The following is an 18,249-nucleotide window of genomic DNA, read 5'->3' as shown; positions in this document are numbered from 1 at the left end:
CGGCTCAGCTCCCTTCGGTGTGGTCGGCCCCGTTGAGGGCGTCCTGGAGTTGCGGGGCGCGGCGCCGCCGGCGCGGCACCGGTGGGAGTTCCTGGCCGGGCAGCGGCGGCACCGGATAGCCGCCGGCCATGGGGTCGAACGCGGCGGGCGGGGCGGGCTTCGCCTCGGCGGGCTTCTTCCGCAGCAGGTCCCAGACCAGGGCGAGCAGCAGGACGGCGGCGATCGGTGCGCCGACCCAGAGCACCACCTGGGCGAAGTCGTAGCCCTCGTTGCGCAGGGCCCGGACGCTGGCCACCATCACCAGCCAGGCCAGCGAGACCGGGATGAGGATCTTCCAGCCGAGCTTCATGAACTGGTCGTAGCGCAGCCGGGGCAGCGTGCCGCGGAGCCAGATGAAGAAGAACAGCAGCAGCTGGATCTTGATGATGATCCAGAGCATCGGCCACCAGCCGTGGTTGGCGCCCTCCCAGAACGCGGAGATCGGCCAGGGTGCGCGCCAGCCGCCCAGGAAGAGGGTCGAGGCGACGGCCGAGACGGTCACCATGTTGACGTACTCGGCGAGCATGAACATCGCGAACTTCAGCGAGGAGTACTCGGTGTTGAAGCCGCCGACCAGCTCGCCCTCGGCCTCCGGGAGGTCGAACGGCGCCCGGTTGGTCTCGCCGACCATCGCGATGATGTAGACGATGAACGAGACCGGCAGCAGCACCGCGAACCAGGTCGGCTGCTGGGAGGCGACGATCTCCGAGGTGGACATCGAGCCCGAGTAGATGAAGACCGCGGCGAAGGACAGGCCCATCGCGATCTCGTAGCTGATCATCTGGGCGGAGGAGCGGATGCCGCCGAGCAGCGGGTAGGTCGACCCGGAGGACCACCCGGCCAGCACGATGCCGTAGATGCCGACGGAGGCGGTCGCCAGGATGTAGAGCACGGCGATCGGCAGGTCGGTGAGCTGCAGCGGGGTGCGGGTGCCGAAGATCGACACCTGGTCGTCCGCCGGGCCGAAGGGGATCACCGCGAAGGCCATGAACGCCGGGATGGCGCTGACGATCGGCGCGAGGACGTAGACCACCTTGTCGGCCCCGGTGACGACCAGGTCCTCCTTGAGGGCCAGCTTGATGCCGTCGGCGAGCGACTGCAGCATGCCCCAGGGGCCGTGCCGGTTGGGGCCGATGCGCAGCTGCATCCAGGCGACGACCTTGCGCTCCCAGACGATGGCGATCAGCACCGTGAGGACGAGGAAGGCGAAGACGAAGACCGCCTTGAGCAGCACCAGCCACCAGGGGTCGCGGCCGAAGAAGGCGAGCGTGTCGTAGGCGGCGAGCAGCTGGGGGGCAGCGAGGTTGTGCATCACGCCTCCTGAGCCGGTGCGATGGTGACCAGGTGGCCGACGGTGGTGCCGAGTGCGCGCTGGGCGCCGCCCGGGGTGGAGTTGAGGGGCAGCCAGACGGTGCGGTCGGGCATGTCCTGGGTGATCTCCAGCGGCAGCACCACGGAGCCGGCCGGGCCGGTGACCCGCAGTGCGGCGGTGGCGCCGATCTCGGTGGCGGTGACCGGGGAGATCCGGGCGACGACCGGGTGCCTGGTGCCGGCGAGGTGCTCGTCGCCGCTCTGGAGGGTGCCGTTGTCGAGGAGCATCCGGTGGCCGGCGAGGACGGCCTGGCCGGTGGCGGGGCGGGGCAGCGGCGCCGGGTGTGCGGCGGGGGCGGCCGGCCGGTCGCCCGTCCACGGGGTGAAGCGGTCGAGTTCGCGGCGGGCGGCGGTGACGTCCGGCAGGCCGAGCGGGCGGTCGAGGGCGTCGGCGAGCATGTGCAGGACCCGTACGTCGGAGTGCAGGTGGCGCTGCATCAGCTGGTCGGCCTTGAGCGCGGGCTCGAACATCCGGACCCGGCCCTCCCAGTCGAGGAAGGTTCCGGCCTTCTCGGCGACCGCGGCGACCGGCAGCACCACGTCGGCGTGCGCGGTGACGGCGGAGGGCCGCAGCTCCAGCGAGACGACGAAGGCGGCGCGGGTGAGCGCCTCCTCGGCGAGTGCCGGGTCGGGCAGGTCGTCGGTGTCGACGCCGCCGACCAGCAGGGCGTCCAGGTCGCCGGCGGCGGTGGCGGCCAGGATCTGGTCGGTGTCGCGGCCGAGCCGGGACGGCAGGTCGGGCACGCCCCAGGCGGCGGCGGCCTCGGCGCGGGCGGCGAGCACGGTGACCGGGCGGCCGCCGGGCAGCAGGCCGGGCAGGGCGCCGGCCTCGACGGCGCCGCGTTCGCCGGCGCGCCGCGGGACCCATGCGAGTGCGGCGCCGGTGGCGTGGGCGAGCCGCAGGGCGGCGGTGAGGCCGCCGGCGACGGCGGCGAGCCGCTCGCCGACCAGGATCACCGAGCCGGGCGAGCGCAGCGCGTCGGCGGCGCGGCCGGCGTCGTCGGCGAGCACCTCGTCGCCGGCGAGGGCGGCGAGCCACTCGGCCTCGGTGCCGGGGGCGGCGGGCAGCAGGGCGCCGCGGAGCTTGATGAGGCCGCGGGTGGCGTGCGAGGCGATCGCGTAGACGCGCTGGCCGTTGCCGCGGACGGCCTTGCGGAGCCGCAGGAAGACGATCGGCGACTCCTCCTCGGGCTCGAGGCCGGCGAGCAGGACGGCCGGGGCGTTCTCCAGCTGCTCGTAGGTGGTGCCGCTGCCGTCGAGGTCGGTGCCGCGGCCGGCGACGGCGGCGGCCAGGAAGTCCGCCTCCTCGCTGCTGTGCCGGCGGGCGCGGAAGTCGACGTCGTTGGTGCCGAGCACCAGGCGGGCGAACTTGCCGTAAGCGTAGGCGTCCTCGACGGTGACCCGGCCGCCGACGAGTACGCCGGTGCGGGCGCCGCGCAGGCCCTCGGCGGCCCTGGCGAGGGCCTCGGGCCAGGAGGCGGGGGCGAGTTCGCCGTCCTCGCCGCGGACCAGCGGGGTGGCGAGGCGGTCGCGCAGCTGGGCGTAGCGGAAGGCGAAGCGGCCCTTGTCGCAGCTCCATTCCTCGTTGACCTGCGGGTCGTCGCCGGCGAGGCGGCGCAGGACCTTCCCGCGGCGGTGGTCGGTGCGCAGCGAGCAGCCGGAGGAGCAGTGTTCGCAGACGCTGGGTGAGGAGACCAGGTCGAAGGGGCGGGAGCGGAAGCGGTAGGCGGCGGAGGTGAGGGCGCCGACCGGGCAGATCTGGATGGTGTTGCCGGAGAAGTAGGAGTGGAAGTCGTCGCCCTCGCCGGTGCCGACCTGCTGGAGGGCGCCGCGTTCGACGAGGTCGATGAAGGGGTCTCCGGCGATCTGCTGGGAGAAGCGGGTGCAGCGGGCGCACAGCACGCAGCGTTCGCGGTCGAGCAGGACCTGGGTGGAGATCGGGACGGGCTTGGGGTAGGTGCGCTTGACGCCGTCGAAGCGGGTGTCGGCGTCGCCGGTGGACATGGCCTGGTTCTGCAGGGGGCATTCGCCGCCCTTGTCGCAGACCGGGCAGTCCAGCGGGTGGTTGATGAGCAGCAGTTCCATGACGCCGCGCTGGGCCTTCTCGGCGACCGGGGAGCTCAGCTGGGTGCGGACGACCATGCCTTCGGCGACCGGGATCGTGCAGGAGGCGACCGGCTTGCGCTGGCCCTCGATCTCGACGATGCACTGGCGGCAGGCGCCGGCCGGGTCGAGCAGCGGGTGGTCGCAGAACCGCGGGATCTGGGTGCCGATCTGCTCGGCGGCGCGGATGACCAGGGTGCCCTTGGGGACCTGGACCTCGACGCCGTCGATGGTGAGCGTGACGAGGTCGGTGGATCCCGCGGCGGAGCCGCTGTTCGTCGGAGTGGTGACGGTCACGCGTGCACCTCCCTCTCGGTGGCGGACTCGTTGGCGTGGGGCCGCCCGGCCCAGACGGTGGAGGCGGCGGGGTCGAGCGGGCAGCGCCGCTCGGTGAGGTGCTGCTCGTACTCCTCGCGGAAGTACTGGAGCGAGGAGACGATGGGGCTGGCCGCGCCGTCGCCGAGGGCGCAGAAGGACTTGCCGTTGATGTTGTCGGCGATGTCGAGGAGCTTCTCCAGGTCGCCGGTCTCGCCCTGGCCGGCCTCGATCCGCTTGAGGAGCTGGACGAGCCAGTAGGTGCCCTCGCGGCAGGGGGTGCACTTGCCGCAGGACTCGTGGGCGTAGAACTCCGTCCAGCGGGTGACGGCGCGGACGACGCAGGTGGTCTCGTCGAAGACCTGGAGGGCCTTGGTGCCGAGCATGGAGCCGGCGGCGCCGACGCCCTCGTAGTCGAGCGGGACGTCGAGGTGCTGGTCGGTGAACATCGGGGTGGAGGAGCCGCCCGGGGTCCAGAACTTGAGGCGGTGGCCGGCCCGGATGCCGCCGCTGATCTCCAGCAGCTGGCGCAGGGTGATGCCGAGCGGGGCCTCGTACTGGCCGGGGTTGGTGACGTGGCCGGACAGCGAGTAGAGGGTGAAGCCGGGGGACTTCTCGGTGCCGAGGCCCTTGAACCAGTCCTTGCCGCGGCTGAGGATCGGCGGCACCGAGGCGATCGACTCGACGTTGTTGACGACGGTCGGGCAGGCGTAGAGGCCGGCGATGGCGGGGAACGGCGGGCGGAGCCTGGGCTGGCCGCGGCGGCCCTCCAGGGAGTCGAGGAGGGCGGTCTCCTCGCCGCAGATGTAGGCGCCGGCGCCGGCGTGGACGGTGATGTCCAGGTCGATGCCGGAGCCGAGGATGTCCTTGCCGAGGTAGCCGGCCTCGTAGGCCTCGGCGACGGCGGCCTGCAGCCGGCGCAGCACCGGGACGACCTCGCCGCGCAGGTAGACGAACGCGTGGTTGCAGCGGATCGCGTAGGACGCGATGACCATGCCCTCGATGAGGGAGTGCGGGTTGGCGAAGAGCAGCGGGATGTCCTTGCAGGTGCCCGGCTCGGACTCGTCGGCGTTGACCACCAGGTAGTGCGGCTTGCCGTCGTTCTGCGGGATGAACTGCCACTTCATGCCGGTGGGGAAGCCCGCGCCGCCGCGGCCGCGCAGACCGGCGTCCTTGACGAGGGCGATGACCTCGTCGGGCGGCATGGCGAGGGCGCTGCGCAGGCCGGCGTAGCCGTCGTGGCGCAGGTAGGTCTCCAGCGTCCAGGGGCGTTCGTCGTCCCAGCTGGCGGAGAGGACCGGCGAGAGGAGCTTCTCGGCCGGTTCGGCGGAGGTCATCACGCTTCGGTCCCTTCGTGCCGGGGGGCGACCACCTTGGTACCGGGGGTGCCGGGGAGGGCCTCGCCCTTGGCGAGCTTGAGGCCCGCGAGGGAGGGGGTGCCGCCGGCGCCGGACTCGTCGACGGCGCCGGGGCGCTCGTCGGGGAAGCCGGCGAGGATGCGGGCGGTCTCCTTGAAGGAGCAGAGCTTGGCGCCGCGGGTGGGGCGGACCTCCCGGCCGGCGCGCAGGTCGTCGACGAGCTGCCTGGCGCTCTCGGGGGTCTGGTTGTCGAAGAACTCCCAGTTGACCATCACCACGGGGGCGTAGTCGCAGGCGGCGTTGCACTCGATGTGCTCGATGGAGATCGCGCCGTCGTCGGTGGTCTGGTTGTTCTCGATGCCGAGGTGCTGCTTGAGCTCGTCGAAGATCTGGTCCCCGCCGAGGACGGCGCACAGGGTGTTGGTGCAGACGCCGACGTGGTAGTCGCCGGCGGGCCGGCGCCGGTACATGGTGTAGAAGGTGGCGACGGCGGTGACCTCGGCGGTGGTGAGGTCGAGCTGTTCGGCGCAGAAGCGGATGCCGGTCGGGGTGACGCAGCCCTCCTCGGCCTGGACGAGGTGGAGCAGCGGGAGCAGGGCGGAGCGGGCGACCGGGTAGCGGCCGATCAGCTCGCGGGCGTCGGCGGCGAGCCGCTCGTGGACGTCCCGCGGGTACGGCTTGGCCGGCAGTGCCGGGAGCCCGAGTTCGACGTTGGTCACCGGTCCACGCCTCCCATCACCGGGTCGATCCCGGCCACTGCGACGATGACGTCGGCGACCTGGCCGCCCTCGCACATCGCCGCCATCGTCTGCAGGTTGGTGAACGAGGGGTCGCGGAAGTGGACCCGGTAGGGCCGGGTGCCACCGTCGCTGACCACGTGCACCCCGAGTTCGCCCTTGGCCGATTCGACGGCCGCGTAGGCCTGGCCGACGGGCACCCGGAAGCCCTCGGTGACCAGCTTGAAGTGGTGGATCAGGGCCTCCATGGAGGTGCCCATGATCTTCCGGATGTGGTCGAGGGAGTTGCCCATGCCGTCGGGGCCGACGGCGAGCTGGGCGGGCCAGGCGATCTTCTTGTCGCCGACCATGACCGGGCCGGGCTTCAGCCGGTCGAGGCACTGCTCGACGATCCGCAGGGACTGCTTCATCTCGTCCAGGCGGATCAGGAAGCGGCCGTAGGAGTCTGCGGTGTCGGCGGTGGAGACCTCGAAGTCGTAGTCCTCGTAGCCGCAGTACGGGTCGGTCTTGCGCAGGTCGTGCGGCAGGCCGGTGGCGCGCAGGATCGGGCCGGTGGCCCCGAGGGCGAGGCAGCCGGCGAGGTCGAGGTGGCCGACGTCGACCAGGCGGGCCTTGAACACCGGGTTGGTGGTGGCGAGTTTGTCGTACTCGTGCATCCGGGAGCGGAACAGCTGGACCGCTTCGCGGATCTTGTCGACGGCGCCGGGCGGGAGGTCCTGGGCGAGGCCGCCGGGGCGGACGTAGGCGTGGTTCATCCGCAGGCCGGTGACCAGCTCGAAGATGTCCAGGATGAGTTCGCGGTCGCGGAAGCCGTAGATCATCAGCGTGGTGGAGCCGATCTCCATGCCGCCGGTGGCGAGCGCCACGAGGTGCGAGGAGATGCGGTTGAGCTCCATCATGAGGACGCGGATGACGCTGGCCCGCTCGGGGACGTCCGCGGTGATGCCGAGGAGCTTCTCGACGGCCAGGCAGTAGGCGGTCTCGTTGAACAGCGGCGTCAGGTAGTCCATGCGGGTCACGAAGGTGGTGCCCTGGACCCAGGTCCTGAACTCCATGTTCTTCTCGATGCCGGTGTGGAGGTAGCCGATGCCGCAGCGGGCCTCCTTCACCGTCTCGCCGTCGATCTCCAGGATGAGCCGGAGCACGCCGTGGGTGGACGGGTGCTGGGGGCCCATGTTGACGATGATCCGCTCGTCGTCGGCGCGGGCGACGGCGTCGACGACCTCGCCCCAGTCGCCGCCGGTGACGGTGAAGACCCGCCCCTCGGTGGTCTCGCGGGATCCCGCTTCTTCGTAGTGAGTGGTCATCAGCTGTACGACCTCCGCTGGTCGGGCGCCGGGATCTGGGCGCCCTTGTACTCGACGGGGATGCCGCCGAGCGGGTAGTCCTTGCGCTGCGGGTGGCCCAGCCAGTCGTCCGGCATCATGATCCGGGTGAGGGCGGGGTGGCCGTCGAAGACCAGGCCGAAGAAGTCGTAGGTCTCGCGCTCGTGCCAGTCGTTGGTCGGGTAGACGCTGACGACGGACGGGATGTGCGGGTCGGTGTCCGGGGCGGTGACCTCCAGCCGGATCAGCCGGGTGTGGGTGATCGACCGCAGGTGGTAGACGGCGTGCAGCTCGCGGCCCTCGTCGGCCGGGTAGTGGACGCCGCTCACGCCGAGGCAGAGCTCGAAGCGCAGCGCCGGGTCGTCGCGCAGGGTGCGGACGGTCTGCAGCAGGTGCTCGCGGGCGACGTGGAAGGTGAGCTCGCCGCGGTCGACGACGGTCTTCTCGATCACGTCGGCGACGTCGAGGCCCTGCTCCTCGAGGGCGCCCTCGAGTTCGTCGGCGACCTCGTCGAACCAGCCGCCGTAGGGGCGGGTGCTCGCCGGCGGCAGGGCGACGGGGCGGGTGAGGCCGCCGAAGCCGGAGGTGTCGCCGGTGTCCTGGGCGCCGAACATGCCCTGGCGCTTGCCGATCACCTCGACGGGGATCTCCTTGCGGGTGGCGGGGACGCCGTTCTGCTCGCTCATCGCAGCAGCCCCCGCATCTCGCTGACCGGGGTGGCGTGCAGGGCGACCTGCTCGGCCTGCTCCTCGGCGCGGCGGCGGTTCACGCCGAGCTTCTCGTGCTGGATCTTCTCGTGCAGCTTGATGATCGCGTCCATCAGCATCTCCGGGCGGGGCGGACAGCCCGGCAGGTAGATGTCGACGGGAACGATGTGGTCCACGCCCTGGACGATCGCGTAGTTGTTGAACATGCCGCCGGAGGAGGCGCACACGCCCATCGAGATGACCCACTTCGGGTTGGCCATCTGGTCGTAGACCTGGCGCAGGACCGGGGCCATCTTCTGGCTGACCCGGCCGGCCACGATCATCAGGTCGGCCTGCCGCGGGGAGCCGCGGAACACCTCCATGCCGAACCGGGCCAGGTCGTAGCGGCCGGCGCCGGTCGTCATCATCTCGATCGCGCAGCAGGCCAGGCCGAAGGTGGCGGGGAAGAGCGACGCCTTCCGCACCCACCCAGCGGCGGCCTCCACGCTGGTGAGCAGAAAGCCGCTCGGCAGCTTCTCCTCGATACCCATCAGATCCCTCTCAATGCCCTCAAGTCCGGTGGCTTGTCCGCCCGTTCACAAAGTCAGCGGTCAGTCCCACTCCAGACCGCCGCGGCGCCAGACATAGGCGTACGCAACAAAGACGGTGGCGATGAACAGGAGCATCTCGACCAGCCCGAAGATCCCCAGGGCGTCGAAGCTGACCGCCCACGGGTAGAGGAAGACGATCTCGATGTCGAAGACGATGAAGAGCATCGCCGTCAGGTAGTACTTGATCGGGAACCGCCCGCCGCCCACCGGCTGCGGGGTCGGCTCGATGCCGCACTCGTACGCCTCCAACTTGGCCCGGTTGTAGCGCTTCGGGCCGGTGAGCGAGGCCATCACGACGGAGCCGACCGCGAACGCCGCCGCGATGGCACCGAGTACGAGGATCGGCGCGTAGGCATTCATAGCCCCCGCTCCCTCCGTCCAGTCGTCCTTGACTGCAGATAGGAACCGCCGGGTCACGCTGGGGTGATCCGGTGATCCGGACCGTGAGATCAACCCCATGTGAGGCAGTTCACAAAGCCCGGATCGAGCGCATCCTATGCCCGTCGGCTTGTGATCTGCGACACGCGGTTCTGAACGATCTTTGTGATCTGCGCCACCTGACAAACGATCACCAAGGTGATCAAGTCGCGCGTTAACCACCCAACGAAGGCAAATGGTCACAAACAGTCGCATTCACTTCTGAAGCGACTGGTCAGAGCCTTGCGCCTATATCAATCATGCTGCTGCCACCGCAAATTTCGGAGCACTCCATCAGGCGTGATATAGGTCCTCACCCGCCCGGGTGCGACGCCGTTGCAGCCGATTGACCTTTCCTTCACAAGCTCACGAACACGGGGGCTGCGGCTGCTGCCGAAGCGGCCCGCGGCGGGCGCCACCGCCTTCGGCCCCGCTCCCGTACGGTGGAGCCCCGCCCGTCCGACGCCGCACAGGAGCCGCCACCGTGGAGACCCGCAGCTGGGAGAGCATCGACCGCCTGGTGGGCTGGCTGGACGGCGCGAGCAGCCTGCCCGCCGGGGAGGAGCGGCTGCTGCGCGTCCTCAAGCTGTCCGAGGAGGTCGGCGAGGTCGGACAGGCGGTGATAGGGGCGCTCGGGCAGAACCCGCGCAAGGGCGTCACCCACAGCTGGGAGGACGTCCAGGCCGAACTGTGCGACGTGGTGGTCAGCGCCCTGGTCGCCCTGCGCACCCTCACCCCGGACGCCCGGGCCGTCTTCGAGGACCGCCTCGCCCGCATCGAGGCCCGCTCCCTGGCCGCCCACCGGGAACGCTGACGGGTTGCCCGGTGCCTTCGGCTACCGGGTGCCGCTGAGGCGGAAGGACGTGCGGCCGAAGCCGACCTGGTCGCCCGGGCGGACCCGTACCGGGCCGGTCACCCGGCGGCCGTTGACGAACGTGCCGTTGGCCGAGCCGAGGTCGTACAGCACCCAGCCGCCGTCCTGGTAGCGCAGCTCCGCATGGGTGCGGGAGACGGTGGAGTCCGACAGCCGCAGGCCGCTGCCGTGGTTGCGGCCGATCCGCAGCGGCTCGGGGCCGGGCTGCGGCAGACCGAGTTCGGGCAGCTGCTGGTTGCGCCAGGTGCGCCGCAGCCGGACGTGGAAGGCGGAGACCCCACCGACGGCGCGCAGTACGAAGCGGCCGACCGGTCCGCCGCCCGGCAGGCCGGCGAGCGCCTCGTCGATCTCGGCGCGGGTACGGGCGACGAGGACGAGCTCCATCCGCCGCATGAAGGTGTCGTGGGACAGCCGTCCGTTGCCGACCCCGTCGCGCAGCACTCCGAGCGCCCGCTCGCGGTCGGCCTCGGACGGCCGGGCCACCTCTGCCCCGAACTCTGCTGACGCCATGGAAGGGATTGTCCGGCCAGCCGAACTTCCCTGTCCAGCGGCGCCGTGCGGACGGGCCGTCAGGCCCTCGGCGCGACCTTGGCGAGGCCGTTGATGATGCGGTCCATCGCGTCGCCGCCCTGCGGGTCGGTGAGGTTGGCGAGCAGCTTGAGCAGGAACTTCATCAGGATCGGGTGGGTGAGGCCGCGTTCGGCCGCGGTCTGCATGATCTTCGGGTTGCCGAGCAGCTTCACGAAGACGCGGCCCATCGAGTAGTAGCCGCCGTAGACGTCCTTGAGGATCTGCGGGTAGCGCTGCAGGGCGCGCTCCCGGCCGGCGTCGGTGACCCGGGCCAGCGCCTGGACGATGACTCCGGCTGCGATCTGGCCGGACTCCATGGCGTAGGCGATGCCCTCGCCGTTGAACGGGTTGACCATGCCGGCGGCGTCGCCGACCAGCAGCAGGCCCCGGGTGTAGTGCGGCTGCCGGTTGAAGGCCATCGGCAGGGCCGCACCGCGGATCGGGTCGGTCATGTTCTCCGGGGTGTAGCCCCACTCCTCGGGCATGCTGGCGCACCAGCTCTTCAGCACCTCGCGCCAGTTGAGGTCGCCGAAGGCGGGCGAGGAGTCGAGGATGCCGAGGCCGACGTTGCTGGTGCCGTCGCCCATGCCGAAGATCCAGCCGTAGCCGGGCAGCAGCTTGCGCTGGCCGTGCCGGGTGTCCCAGAGCTCCAGCCAGGACTCCAGGTAGTCGTCGTCGTGCCGCGGCGAGGTGAAGTACGTGCGGTAGGCGACGCCCATCGGGCGGTCCTCCCTGCGGTGCAGGCCCATCGCGACCGACAGCCGGGTGGAGTTGCCGTCGGCGGCGACGACCAGCGGGGCGCGGAAGACGACCGGCCGCTTCTCGTCGCCGAGCTTCGCGGTGACACCGGTGATCCGGCCGCTGCGCTCGTCCAGCACGGGCCCGGTGACGTTGCAGTTCTCGTACAGCCGGGCGCCGGCCTTGGAGGCCTGACGGGCCAGCAGCTCGTCGAAGTCGGCCCGCTTGCGGACGAGGCCGTAGTCCGGGAAGGCGGACAGCTCGGGCCAGTCGAGCTCCAGCCGGACGCCGCCGCCGATGATCCGCAGGCCCTTGTTGTGCAGCCAGCCGTTCTCGGTGGAGACGTCGATGCCCATGTCGACCAGCTGCTTGGTGGCGCGCGGGGTCAGGCCGTCGCCGCAGACCTTCTCCCGGGGGAACTCGGTCTTCTCCAGCAGCAGGACGTCCAGGCCGGCCTGCGCCAGGTAGTACGCGGTGGTGGAACCCGCGGGGCCGGCACCGACCACGATGACGTCAGCGGTGCTCTCGACGGGGCCGCTCAGGTCGATGGCGGTCTCGGACACAGGGGCACACTCCTGCACTGGAACGGCGGACGGCTGGGCCGGGCTGGCCCCGACTGAGTCTAGCCAGGGCTTATGCGCGGAAACCGCGGTGCAGCGCCACGATTCCGCCGGTGAGGTTGCGCCAGGCGACCTTCGCCCAGCCGGCCTGCTGCAGCTTGGCGGCGAGTTCGGGCTGGTCCGGCCAGGAGCGGATCGACTCGGCGAGGTAGACGTACGCGTCGGGGTTGCTGCTCACCGCGGTGGCGACCGGCGGCAGGGCGCGCATCAGGTACTCGGTGTAGACCGTGCGGAACGGCGTCCAGGTCGGGGTGGAGAACTCGCAGATGACGATCTTTCCGCCGGGCTTGGTGACACGGTGCATCTCGCGCAGCGCGGCGTCGGTGTCCTGCACGTTGCGCAGGGCGAAGGAGATCGTGACGGCGTCGAACGTGGCGTCGGCGAAGGGCAGCTTCGTCGCGTCGCCGGCGGTCATCGCCAGCTCGGGGTGGCGCTGCTTGCCCTCGGCGAGCATGCCGGTGGAGAAGTCGCAGGGCACGACCTTGGCGCCGGCCTCGGCGAAGGGCAGCGAGGAGGTGCCGGTGCCCGCGCCCAGGTCGAGGACGAGCTGGCCCGGCTCGGCCGCGACCGCGTCGGCGACCGCCCGCCGCCAGGCGCGCGCCTGGCCGAGGGAGAGCACGTCGTTGGTGCGGTCGTACTTGGCCGCGACGTCGTCGAACATGGCGGCGACTTCGTGGGGCTGTTTGTCCAGGGAGGCTCGGGTCACGCCCCCATTGTTCACCCTGGGTCGGACGCTGCGGGACACGGGTGCACCTCGGGGTGGCGCGGCCCGCCCGCAGCCGGATGCTTCGCGGCGGAACCGCCGGACGCATCACGGGCACCCGGGAGTCCCGTCAGGGCGCGTGGGGCCCTGAGCGGCTGACCGGGTGCCCTGTCTAGGACTGCCTGCGGCGGCCGCCCCTGCGGCGGCGGCGGGAGCGCTTGCCGTGGGTGAGGGCGGGCATGCCCTCGGCGGCCAGCACCATGGTGGTCCGCACCCCGCCGCGCCCGGTGCGGGCTGGCCGGGTGCGGCGGTCGCGCAGGATGCGGGCCAGGCACAGGACGAGGAAGAGCAGGGCGATCGGGACGCTGGTGCGGGCGAGGGTGATGCCGACCGGCTGCGGGTAGCGGTTGCCGCAGACCCGGACGGCGCCCGGGTCGTCGGCGGCGTGCTCCAGACAGACGGTGTCGCCGAGCCTGGCGCCCTCGGGCAGCCACAGGTCCGCGGCGGTGAGGCGGCGGCCCTCGGCGGTGTAGCCGACCTCGCTGTAGGAGCCGCTGCCGCCGGGGAGCTGGGTGACGGTGCCCTGGACGCGGACGGGGTTGGCGGTGATCCGGTCCGCCTGGTCGGCCTGGCGCCAGCCGAGCAGGCACATGCCGAGGGCGAGCACGGCGCTCAGCACCGCCCCGAGGTACCAGCCGCGGCCGAGCCGGGGGGCTGGCTGGCGGGGGGCGGTGGCGGGTCGCATCGGTCCTTGTCCTGGCGGCCGGGGCCCGGTCGGGGCCCGGTGGTGAGGGACGCACCCCGGGGGCGTCCCGAGCAGCCGTCCCTGAGTGGCTGTCCGGGATCGTAGCCGCTGGCGGTGCCTCAGGTCACGGCAGGATGTGTGCGGTTTGTACGACCTTCTGCGGTGTCAGCCGGGGAAGGATGTGTCCGGCAGCCGGCGAGGGGCCGTCAGCGGCCGCGGTAGAGCAGCCGTCCGCCGAGCACGGTGGCCAGGCAGCAGCCCGCGCCGGCCTGCTCCAGGGCGGCCGGCGAGGCGGCGTCGAAGACCGCGAAGTCGGCCGGGCCGCCGGCCCGCAGCGGGCGGTGCACGGCTCGGGCGAGGCTGCGCCCGGCCAGCGGGTCGAGGCCGCCCTCGGCGCCGTCGCCGGGCACGGCGGTGAGCCCGGAGCGGGCCACCGCCGTGCGCACGGCCGGGTGTTCGAACGGGCCGGCGACGGCGGTCGTGCCGTGGCCGAGCATCCGCTGCAGGCCGCGCCGGGCGGAGCCGCCGAGTGCGCCCTCGGGCACCTCGACGGCCAGCGGCCGGTCGCCGAGCTCCTCGCGCGGGTCGGGGTGGTAGAGCCGCTCCAGCAGCCACGCCCCGTACGGGTTGAGCAGGCCGGGCACCAGCAGCCCCGGCCATTCCCGCAGGCGGGCGGAGGTGCCGGGCCGCTCGGCGTACGGGCCGAGCCAGGCGACCCCGGCACCGTCGACGAGCACCGCGCCGTCGGGTACGGCCTGCGCCGCCGGGTCGGCCGGGTCGGCGAGGAGCAGCGCGGCGCGGTGCAGCGTCAGCATCGGTGCGCGGTCAGTTCGCCGAGAGGATCTTCAGCTCCGGGTGGGCGGTGCCGCCCTCGATGGCGGTGGAGGCGATGTGCGAGGCGATCCGCGGGTCGACCGGGTCGTTCGCCGGGTCGTCGAGGACGCGCAGGTGCTCGTAGGTGGTGGAGCGCTGTGCAGGGGTGCGGCCGGCGGCCCGGATCAGGTGGATCAGCTCGGTGAGGTTGGAGCGGTGCTTGGCGCCGGCCGCGGAGACGACGTTCTCCTCCAGCATCACGGAGCCCAGGTCGTCGGCGCCGTAGTGCAGCGACAGCTGGCCGGCCTCCTTGCCGGTGGTCAGCCAGGAGCCCTGGATGTGGGCGACGTTGTCGAGGAACAGGCGGGCGACGGCGATCATCCGCAGGTACTCGAAGACGGTGGCCTGGGTCCGGCCCTTCAGGTGGTTGTTCTGCGGCTGGTAGGTGTACGGGATGAAGGCCCGGAAGCCGCCGGTGCGGTCCTGCACGTCGCGGATCATCCGCAGGTGCTCGATGCGCTCGGCGTTGGTCTCGCCGGTACCCATCAGCATGGTGGAGGTGGACTCGACGCCGAGGCCGTGCGCGACCTCCATGATCTCCAGCCAGCGCTCGCCGGACTCCTTGAGCGGGGCGATCGCCTTGCGGGGACGCTCGGGCAGCAGTTCGGCGCCGGCGCCGGCGAAGGAGTCCAGGCCCGCCCGGTGGATGCGGGTGACGGCCTCCTCGACGGTGACCCCGGAGATCCGGGCCATGTGCTCGACCTCGGAGGCGCCCAGCGAGTGGATCACCAGCTGCGGGAACTCCGCCTTGATCGCGGAGAACGCGCGCTCGTAGTACTCCACGCCGTAGTCCGGGTGGTGGCCGCCCTGGAACATGATCTGGGTGCCGCCCAGCTCGACCGTCTCGGCGCAGCGGCGGAGGATCTCGTCGAGGTCGCGGGACCAGCCCTTGTCGCTCTTGGGCGGCACGTAGAACGCGCAGAACTTGCACGCCGTCACACAGACGTTGGTGTAGTTGATGTTCCGCTCGATGATGTACGTGGCGATGTGCTCGACGCCCGCGTAGCGGCGGCGGCGCACCGCGTCGGCGGCCGAGCCGAGGGCGTGCAGCGGCGCGGAGCGGTACAGCTCCAGCGCCTCCTCGGGGGTGATCCGGCCGCCGGCGGCCGCACGGTCGAGGACGGCCTGCAGGTCGGCGGCGGGGGAGTCGAGGGTCTGCTCGGACACCTGGCGGGCCTACTTTCTTTCCAACGGCGGGGCCGGTGGGCGGCGGGGCGCCCCCGGACGGGCGGAGCACCCGGACGGCAGGACCGAACCAGCCTACGCCAGGGCTTTTCGCCGCCCCGTCACCCCTGCTTGGCGAGGTCCCCGGAGGGGTCCATGCCGAGTGCTGCGCCGCTCACCTCCATGTGCAGCAGCCGGTTCCCGGCCGGGTTGTAGGTCTGCTTCTCGGGCTGGCCGGTGCACTTGGGGTCGGTGCCGACCGGGCGCTCCTGGAGTTCGATCCGGTCGGCGGAGGCGGTGAGCAGGGTGAGCTCCCCGCGGCAGACGGTGTCGCTGAAGGCCGAGGCGTTGCTGGTGCGCCCGACGACCTGGCCGACCCGGCCCGCGGTGAACTCCACCCGGAAGGTGCTGGGCAGGCCGCCGACCCGGGTGGTGATGGTGCCCTGCCAGCTGCCGAGGTAGCCGGCAGGGAGGGTGTCGGTCGATCCGGCGCTGCTCGGTGCCGTACCGGTCGGCCCGCCGCTGCCCGGCCCGCTGCCGCCCGAGGAGCCGGGGGCCGAGGCCCAGCCGGACGGGAGGGTGGTTCTGGCGTCCTGGCTGCTCCCCCGGTCGCCGGACTGGTGCAGCACCTGCCACAGTCCGCCGCCTGCGGCGAGGACGGCCAGCACGGCGAGCGGCACCGCCCAGCGGGCGCGGGACCGGGTGCGGCGCGGGGCGGGGCGGTCGAGCTCGGTCGGGGTGCGGTCGTGCGGCATCGGCGGGGCGGCCGCGGGTGCGGGCGTGCCGGCCGGGGTGCCGGCGGGTGCGGGTGGTGGCGGGGCGGTCGGGCGCAGCGGGGCGGCGGCCTCGGCGTCCGGGCCGTGGGCCTCCAGGTCGAGGAGTTCGACGGCGGTGCGGGCCACGGCGGCGGAGACGGCGGGCGGCAGCCAGTCGCCGCCGGCGGGGACGGCCCCGGGGGCGAGCAGGGCCCGCAGCTCGGCCGGGGTGGGCCGGTCGGCGGCGTGCTTGGCGAGGCAGGCCCGGACGGCGTCGTGCAGCGGGCCGGTGATCCCGTCGAGGGCGGGCTCCTCGTGGAGCACCCGGTAGAGCAGGACGGCGGCGCTGACGCCCTCGCCGAAGGGGGCGGTGCCGGTGGCGGCGAAGGCGAGGACGGCGCCGAGCGAGAAGACGTCCCCGGCGGGCCCGGCCGGTTCGCCGGACGCCTGCTCGGGCGAGAGGTAGCCGGGCGAGCCGACGACGTAGCCGGAGCGGGTGAGAGCGGTGGCGGCGTCCAGGGCGCGGGCGATGCCGAAGTCGATCAGGCGCGGCCCGTCGAGGGCGAGCAGCACGTTGGAGGGCTTGACGTCCCGGTGCACGAGGCCGAGGCCGTGCACCTGCTCCAGGGCTTCGGCGAGCGCCGAGCCGAGGGTGCGGACGGCGGGGACGGGCAGCGGGCCGTGCCGCCGGACGGCGGCGTCGAGCGAGGGCCCGGCGACGTAGCCGCTGGCCACCCAGGGCTGGTCGCCCTCGGTGTCGGCGTCCAGCACGGGGGCCGTCCAGCGGCCGCCGACCAGGCGCGCGGCGGCGACCTCCTGGCGGAACCGGGCCCGGAACTCGGGGTCGTCGGCGAGTTCGCCGCGCACCACCTTGACCGCGACCGTCCGGCCGCCGGCGGTGCGGCCGAGGTAGACGCGGCCCATGCCGCCGGCGCCGAGCCGGCGCAGCAGCCGGTAGGCGCCGACCCGTGCCGGGTCCGCCCCGCTCAGTGGTTCCATCGCCCCCGCCTCCCGTACGGCCGTGCTCCCCGCCGGACAGTACCAACCGGGGGCTCCTGGGGTGGTGTTACCCGGCGGCGGGCACGGACTCCAGGAGGCTCACCGCCACGTCGGGGGCGAAGCCGCTGTCGTGCGCCACCCGGCGGGCGAACTCGGCGATCCCGGCGAGCTGGCGGTCGCCGAGCGAGTAGTCCAGGGCCTCGGTGAAGTAGCGCTCCAGCAGCGGGGCGTCGAAGGACTCCCAGCGGGCGGCCTGCTCGGCGACCTTGGCGGCCTCGGTGAGCGAGAGGTCGCGGGACTCCAGGAAGGCGCGGTGCACGGCGGCGACGGAGCCGGGCTGCTGCTCGGCGTAGGAGCGGCGGGCGGCCCAGACCGCGAAGACGAAGGGCAGGCCCGTCCACTCCTTCCACATCGCGCCGAGGTCGTGGACGGCGAGGCCCTGGAGGGGGGCCTGCTCCAGGGAGGCGCGCAGGGCGGGGTCGCCGATCAGGACGGCGGCGTCGGCGCGGGCCAGCATGGCGTCCAGGTCGGGCGCGCAGGAGAAGTACTCGGGCCGGACCCCCTCGCGCTCCTCCAGCAGCAGCCGGGCGAGCCGGACGGAGGTGCGGCTGGTGGAGCCGAGGGCGACCGGGCGGCCGTCCAGGTCGGCGAGCGGCACCTTGCTGACGATCACGCAGGACATCACCGGGCCGTCGCTGCCGACGGCGATGTCGGGGAGGACGACGAGCTCGTCGGCGTGCCGGAGGTACTCGACGCAGGTGATCGGGCCGATGTCGAGGCGGCCGCCGACGAGGTGGTCGCTGAGCTTCTCCGGGGTGTCCCGGGTGAGGTCGAGGTCGAGGAGGCTGCCGGTCCGTGCGAGGCCCCAGTAGAGGGGCAAACAGTTGAGGAACTGAATATGTCCGACCCGGGGCCTTACCGCCACGGAGCTGCTCTCGTCCCGACCGGTCACCGCGTGCTCCCTCTGATGTTCGTACTCTCCCCGCAGCGTATGCCTGCCGTCTTCAGGTCCTGACACCAGGCGGGCGACACACCGGCGCGCGCCTTTCGGTCACCCCTGGTCGGGGCCGCGCCCGCGTGCTAACGTCTCTTCCAGTTGCAGTTTGATTCCCCTTGCAGTACTTGAAGCCTGCGGAGCATGTAACCGCGGGCTTTTCGTAGTTTTTCAGCAGTTTCAGCGCAATTGAGCATTGATTGAGCACTGTGCGAAAAACTCCGGAGCTTCCCGGAGGCAGGGCGATCAGCG

The 18,249-nt window shown here is 72.4% G+C and carries 17 protein-coding genes; 1 reads left to right on the top strand and 16 read right to left on the bottom strand.

What is annotated here, in order from left to right:
• Positions 1 to 4 precede the first annotated feature (4 nt).
• Genes nuoH through AB0M03_RS05790 form a run of 8 tightly spaced genes read right to left on the bottom strand, consistent with a single transcriptional unit; the run spans position 5 to position 8,905 of the window.
• A complete protein-coding gene (gene nuoH / locus AB0M03_RS05825; protein ID WP_363488814.1) occupies positions 5 to 1,351 on the bottom strand; it encodes an NADH-quinone oxidoreductase subunit NuoH in 1,347 nt (448 codons plus the stop codon).
• Positions 1,351 to 3,810, bottom strand: a complete 2,460-nt coding sequence (locus AB0M03_RS05820; protein WP_363488812.1) for an NADH-quinone oxidoreductase subunit G — start codon at positions 3,808 to 3,810, stop codon at positions 1,351 to 1,353. The genes nuoH and AB0M03_RS05820 overlap by 1 nt, the downstream gene beginning before the upstream one ends.
• A complete protein-coding gene (gene nuoF / locus AB0M03_RS05815; protein WP_363488810.1) occupies positions 3,807 to 5,165 on the bottom strand; it encodes an NADH-quinone oxidoreductase subunit NuoF in 1,359 nt (452 codons plus the stop codon). The genes AB0M03_RS05820 and nuoF overlap by 4 nt, the downstream gene beginning before the upstream one ends.
• A complete protein-coding gene (nuoE, locus tag AB0M03_RS05810) occupies positions 5,165 to 5,905 on the bottom strand; it encodes an NADH-quinone oxidoreductase subunit NuoE (RefSeq protein ID WP_363488808.1) in 741 nt (246 codons plus the stop codon). Before nuoE ends, nuoF begins: the two co-directional genes overlap by 1 nt.
• Positions 5,902 to 7,230, bottom strand: a complete 1,329-nt coding sequence (locus AB0M03_RS05805; protein WP_363488806.1) for an NADH-quinone oxidoreductase subunit D — start codon at positions 7,228 to 7,230, stop codon at positions 5,902 to 5,904. Before AB0M03_RS05805 ends, nuoE begins: the two co-directional genes overlap by 4 nt.
• Positions 7,230 to 7,934 (bottom strand): NADH-quinone oxidoreductase subunit C, encoded by a 705-nt coding sequence (locus AB0M03_RS05800; protein WP_363488804.1) that lies wholly within the window; start codon positions 7,932 to 7,934, stop codon positions 7,230 to 7,232. The genes AB0M03_RS05805 and AB0M03_RS05800 overlap by 1 nt, the downstream gene beginning before the upstream one ends.
• Positions 7,931 to 8,485 (bottom strand): NADH-quinone oxidoreductase subunit B family protein, encoded by a 555-nt coding sequence (locus AB0M03_RS05795; protein WP_363488802.1) that lies wholly within the window; start codon positions 8,483 to 8,485, stop codon positions 7,931 to 7,933. The genes AB0M03_RS05800 and AB0M03_RS05795 overlap by 4 nt, the downstream gene beginning before the upstream one ends.
• Positions 8,486 to 8,545: 60 nt before the next feature.
• On the bottom strand, positions 8,546 to 8,905 hold the full coding sequence (locus AB0M03_RS05790) for an NADH-quinone oxidoreductase subunit A (RefSeq protein WP_014137597.1): 360 nt from the start codon (positions 8,903 to 8,905) through the stop codon (positions 8,546 to 8,548).
• 565 nt (positions 8,906 to 9,470) lie between these two features.
• On the opposite strand from AB0M03_RS05790, the gene AB0M03_RS05785 reads away from it, so the two are divergent.
• Complete coding sequence (locus AB0M03_RS05785) at positions 9,471 to 9,776, top strand: MazG-like family protein (protein WP_363488869.1); 306 nt, start codon at positions 9,471 to 9,473, stop codon at positions 9,774 to 9,776.
• 21 nt (positions 9,777 to 9,797) lie between these two features.
• Here the strand turns inward: AB0M03_RS05785 and AB0M03_RS05780 are convergent, their stop codons facing one another.
• The 8 genes from AB0M03_RS05780 to AB0M03_RS05745 form a co-directional block, all read right to left on the bottom strand.
• Positions 9,798 to 10,346, bottom strand: a complete 549-nt coding sequence (locus AB0M03_RS05780; RefSeq protein WP_363488800.1) for a DUF1707 and FHA domain-containing protein — start codon at positions 10,344 to 10,346, stop codon at positions 9,798 to 9,800.
• 59 nt (positions 10,347 to 10,405) lie between these two features.
• A complete protein-coding gene (locus AB0M03_RS05775) occupies positions 10,406 to 11,686 on the bottom strand; it encodes a geranylgeranyl reductase family protein (protein WP_363488867.1) in 1,281 nt (426 codons plus the stop codon).
• A gap of 91 nt (positions 11,687 to 11,777) precedes the next feature.
• Positions 11,778 to 12,470 carry a demethylmenaquinone methyltransferase gene (locus tag AB0M03_RS05770; RefSeq protein ID WP_363488798.1) on the bottom strand — a complete coding sequence of 231 codons (693 nt, stop codon included), beginning with the start codon at positions 12,468 to 12,470 and terminating at the stop codon, positions 11,778 to 11,780.
• 169 nt (positions 12,471 to 12,639) lie between these two features.
• Positions 12,640 to 13,212: a hypothetical protein gene (locus AB0M03_RS05765; RefSeq protein ID WP_363488796.1), complete on the bottom strand. Its 573-nt coding sequence runs from the start codon at positions 13,210 to 13,212 to the stop codon at positions 12,640 to 12,642.
• Between the two features lie 206 nt (positions 13,213 to 13,418).
• A complete protein-coding gene (locus AB0M03_RS05760) occupies positions 13,419 to 14,027 on the bottom strand; it encodes a hypothetical protein (RefSeq protein ID WP_363488794.1) in 609 nt (202 codons plus the stop codon).
• A gap of 10 nt (positions 14,028 to 14,037) precedes the next feature.
• A complete protein-coding gene (gene mqnC, locus AB0M03_RS05755; RefSeq protein ID WP_363488792.1) occupies positions 14,038 to 15,252 on the bottom strand; it encodes a cyclic dehypoxanthinyl futalosine synthase in 1,215 nt (404 codons plus the stop codon).
• A 119-nt stretch (positions 15,253 to 15,371) separates the two neighbouring features.
• A complete protein-coding gene (locus AB0M03_RS05750; protein ID WP_363488790.1) occupies positions 15,372 to 17,003 on the bottom strand; it encodes a serine/threonine-protein kinase in 1,632 nt (543 codons plus the stop codon).
• A 67-nt stretch (positions 17,004 to 17,070) separates the two neighbouring features.
• Positions 17,071 to 17,955: a menaquinone biosynthesis protein gene (locus AB0M03_RS05745; RefSeq protein ID WP_363488788.1), complete on the bottom strand. Its 885-nt coding sequence runs from the start codon at positions 17,953 to 17,955 to the stop codon at positions 17,071 to 17,073.
• Between the last annotated feature and the right edge of the window lie 294 nt (positions 17,956 to 18,249).

This window comes from Kitasatospora sp. NPDC051914 (assembly GCF_040680995.1).
Lineage (GTDB): Bacteria > Actinomycetota > Actinomycetes > Streptomycetales > Streptomycetaceae > Kitasatospora.
The sequence above is the reverse complement of the archived record's forward strand: the minus strand, read 5'-3'. Positions and strand labels throughout refer to the sequence as shown.

Bases quoted from the DNA above. Each gene is read 5' to 3' on its own strand.
- AB0M03_RS05760 (WP_363488794.1), bottom strand. From the start codon at position 14,027: ATGCTGACGCTGCACCGCGCCGCGCTGCTCCTCGCCGACCCGGCCGAC.
- AB0M03_RS05805 (WP_363488806.1), bottom strand. From the start codon at position 7,230: ATGACCACTCACTACGAAGAAGCGGGATCCCGCGAGACCACCGAGGGG.
- AB0M03_RS05795 (WP_363488802.1), bottom strand. From the start codon at position 8,485: ATGGGTATCGAGGAGAAGCTGCCGAGCGGCTTTCTGCTCACCAGCGTG.
- nuoF (WP_363488810.1), bottom strand. From the start codon at position 5,165: ATGACCTCCGCCGAACCGGCCGAGAAGCTCCTCTCGCCGGTCCTCTCC.
- AB0M03_RS05780 (WP_363488800.1), bottom strand. From the start codon at position 10,346: ATGGCGTCAGCAGAGTTCGGGGCAGAGGTGGCCCGGCCGTCCGAGGCC.
- AB0M03_RS05800 (WP_363488804.1), bottom strand. From the start codon at position 7,934: ATGAGCGAGCAGAACGGCGTCCCCGCCACCCGCAAGGAGATCCCCGTC.
- nuoH (WP_363488814.1), bottom strand. From the start codon at position 1,351: ATGCACAACCTCGCTGCCCCCCAGCTGCTCGCCGCCTACGACACGCTC.
- AB0M03_RS05765 (WP_363488796.1), bottom strand. From the start codon at position 13,212: ATGCGACCCGCCACCGCCCCCCGCCAGCCAGCCCCCCGGCTCGGCCGC.
- AB0M03_RS05790 (WP_014137597.1), bottom strand. From the start codon at position 8,905: ATGAATGCCTACGCGCCGATCCTCGTACTCGGTGCCATCGCGGCGGCG.
- AB0M03_RS05750 (WP_363488790.1), bottom strand. From the start codon at position 17,003: ATGGAACCACTGAGCGGGGCGGACCCGGCACGGGTCGGCGCCTACCGG.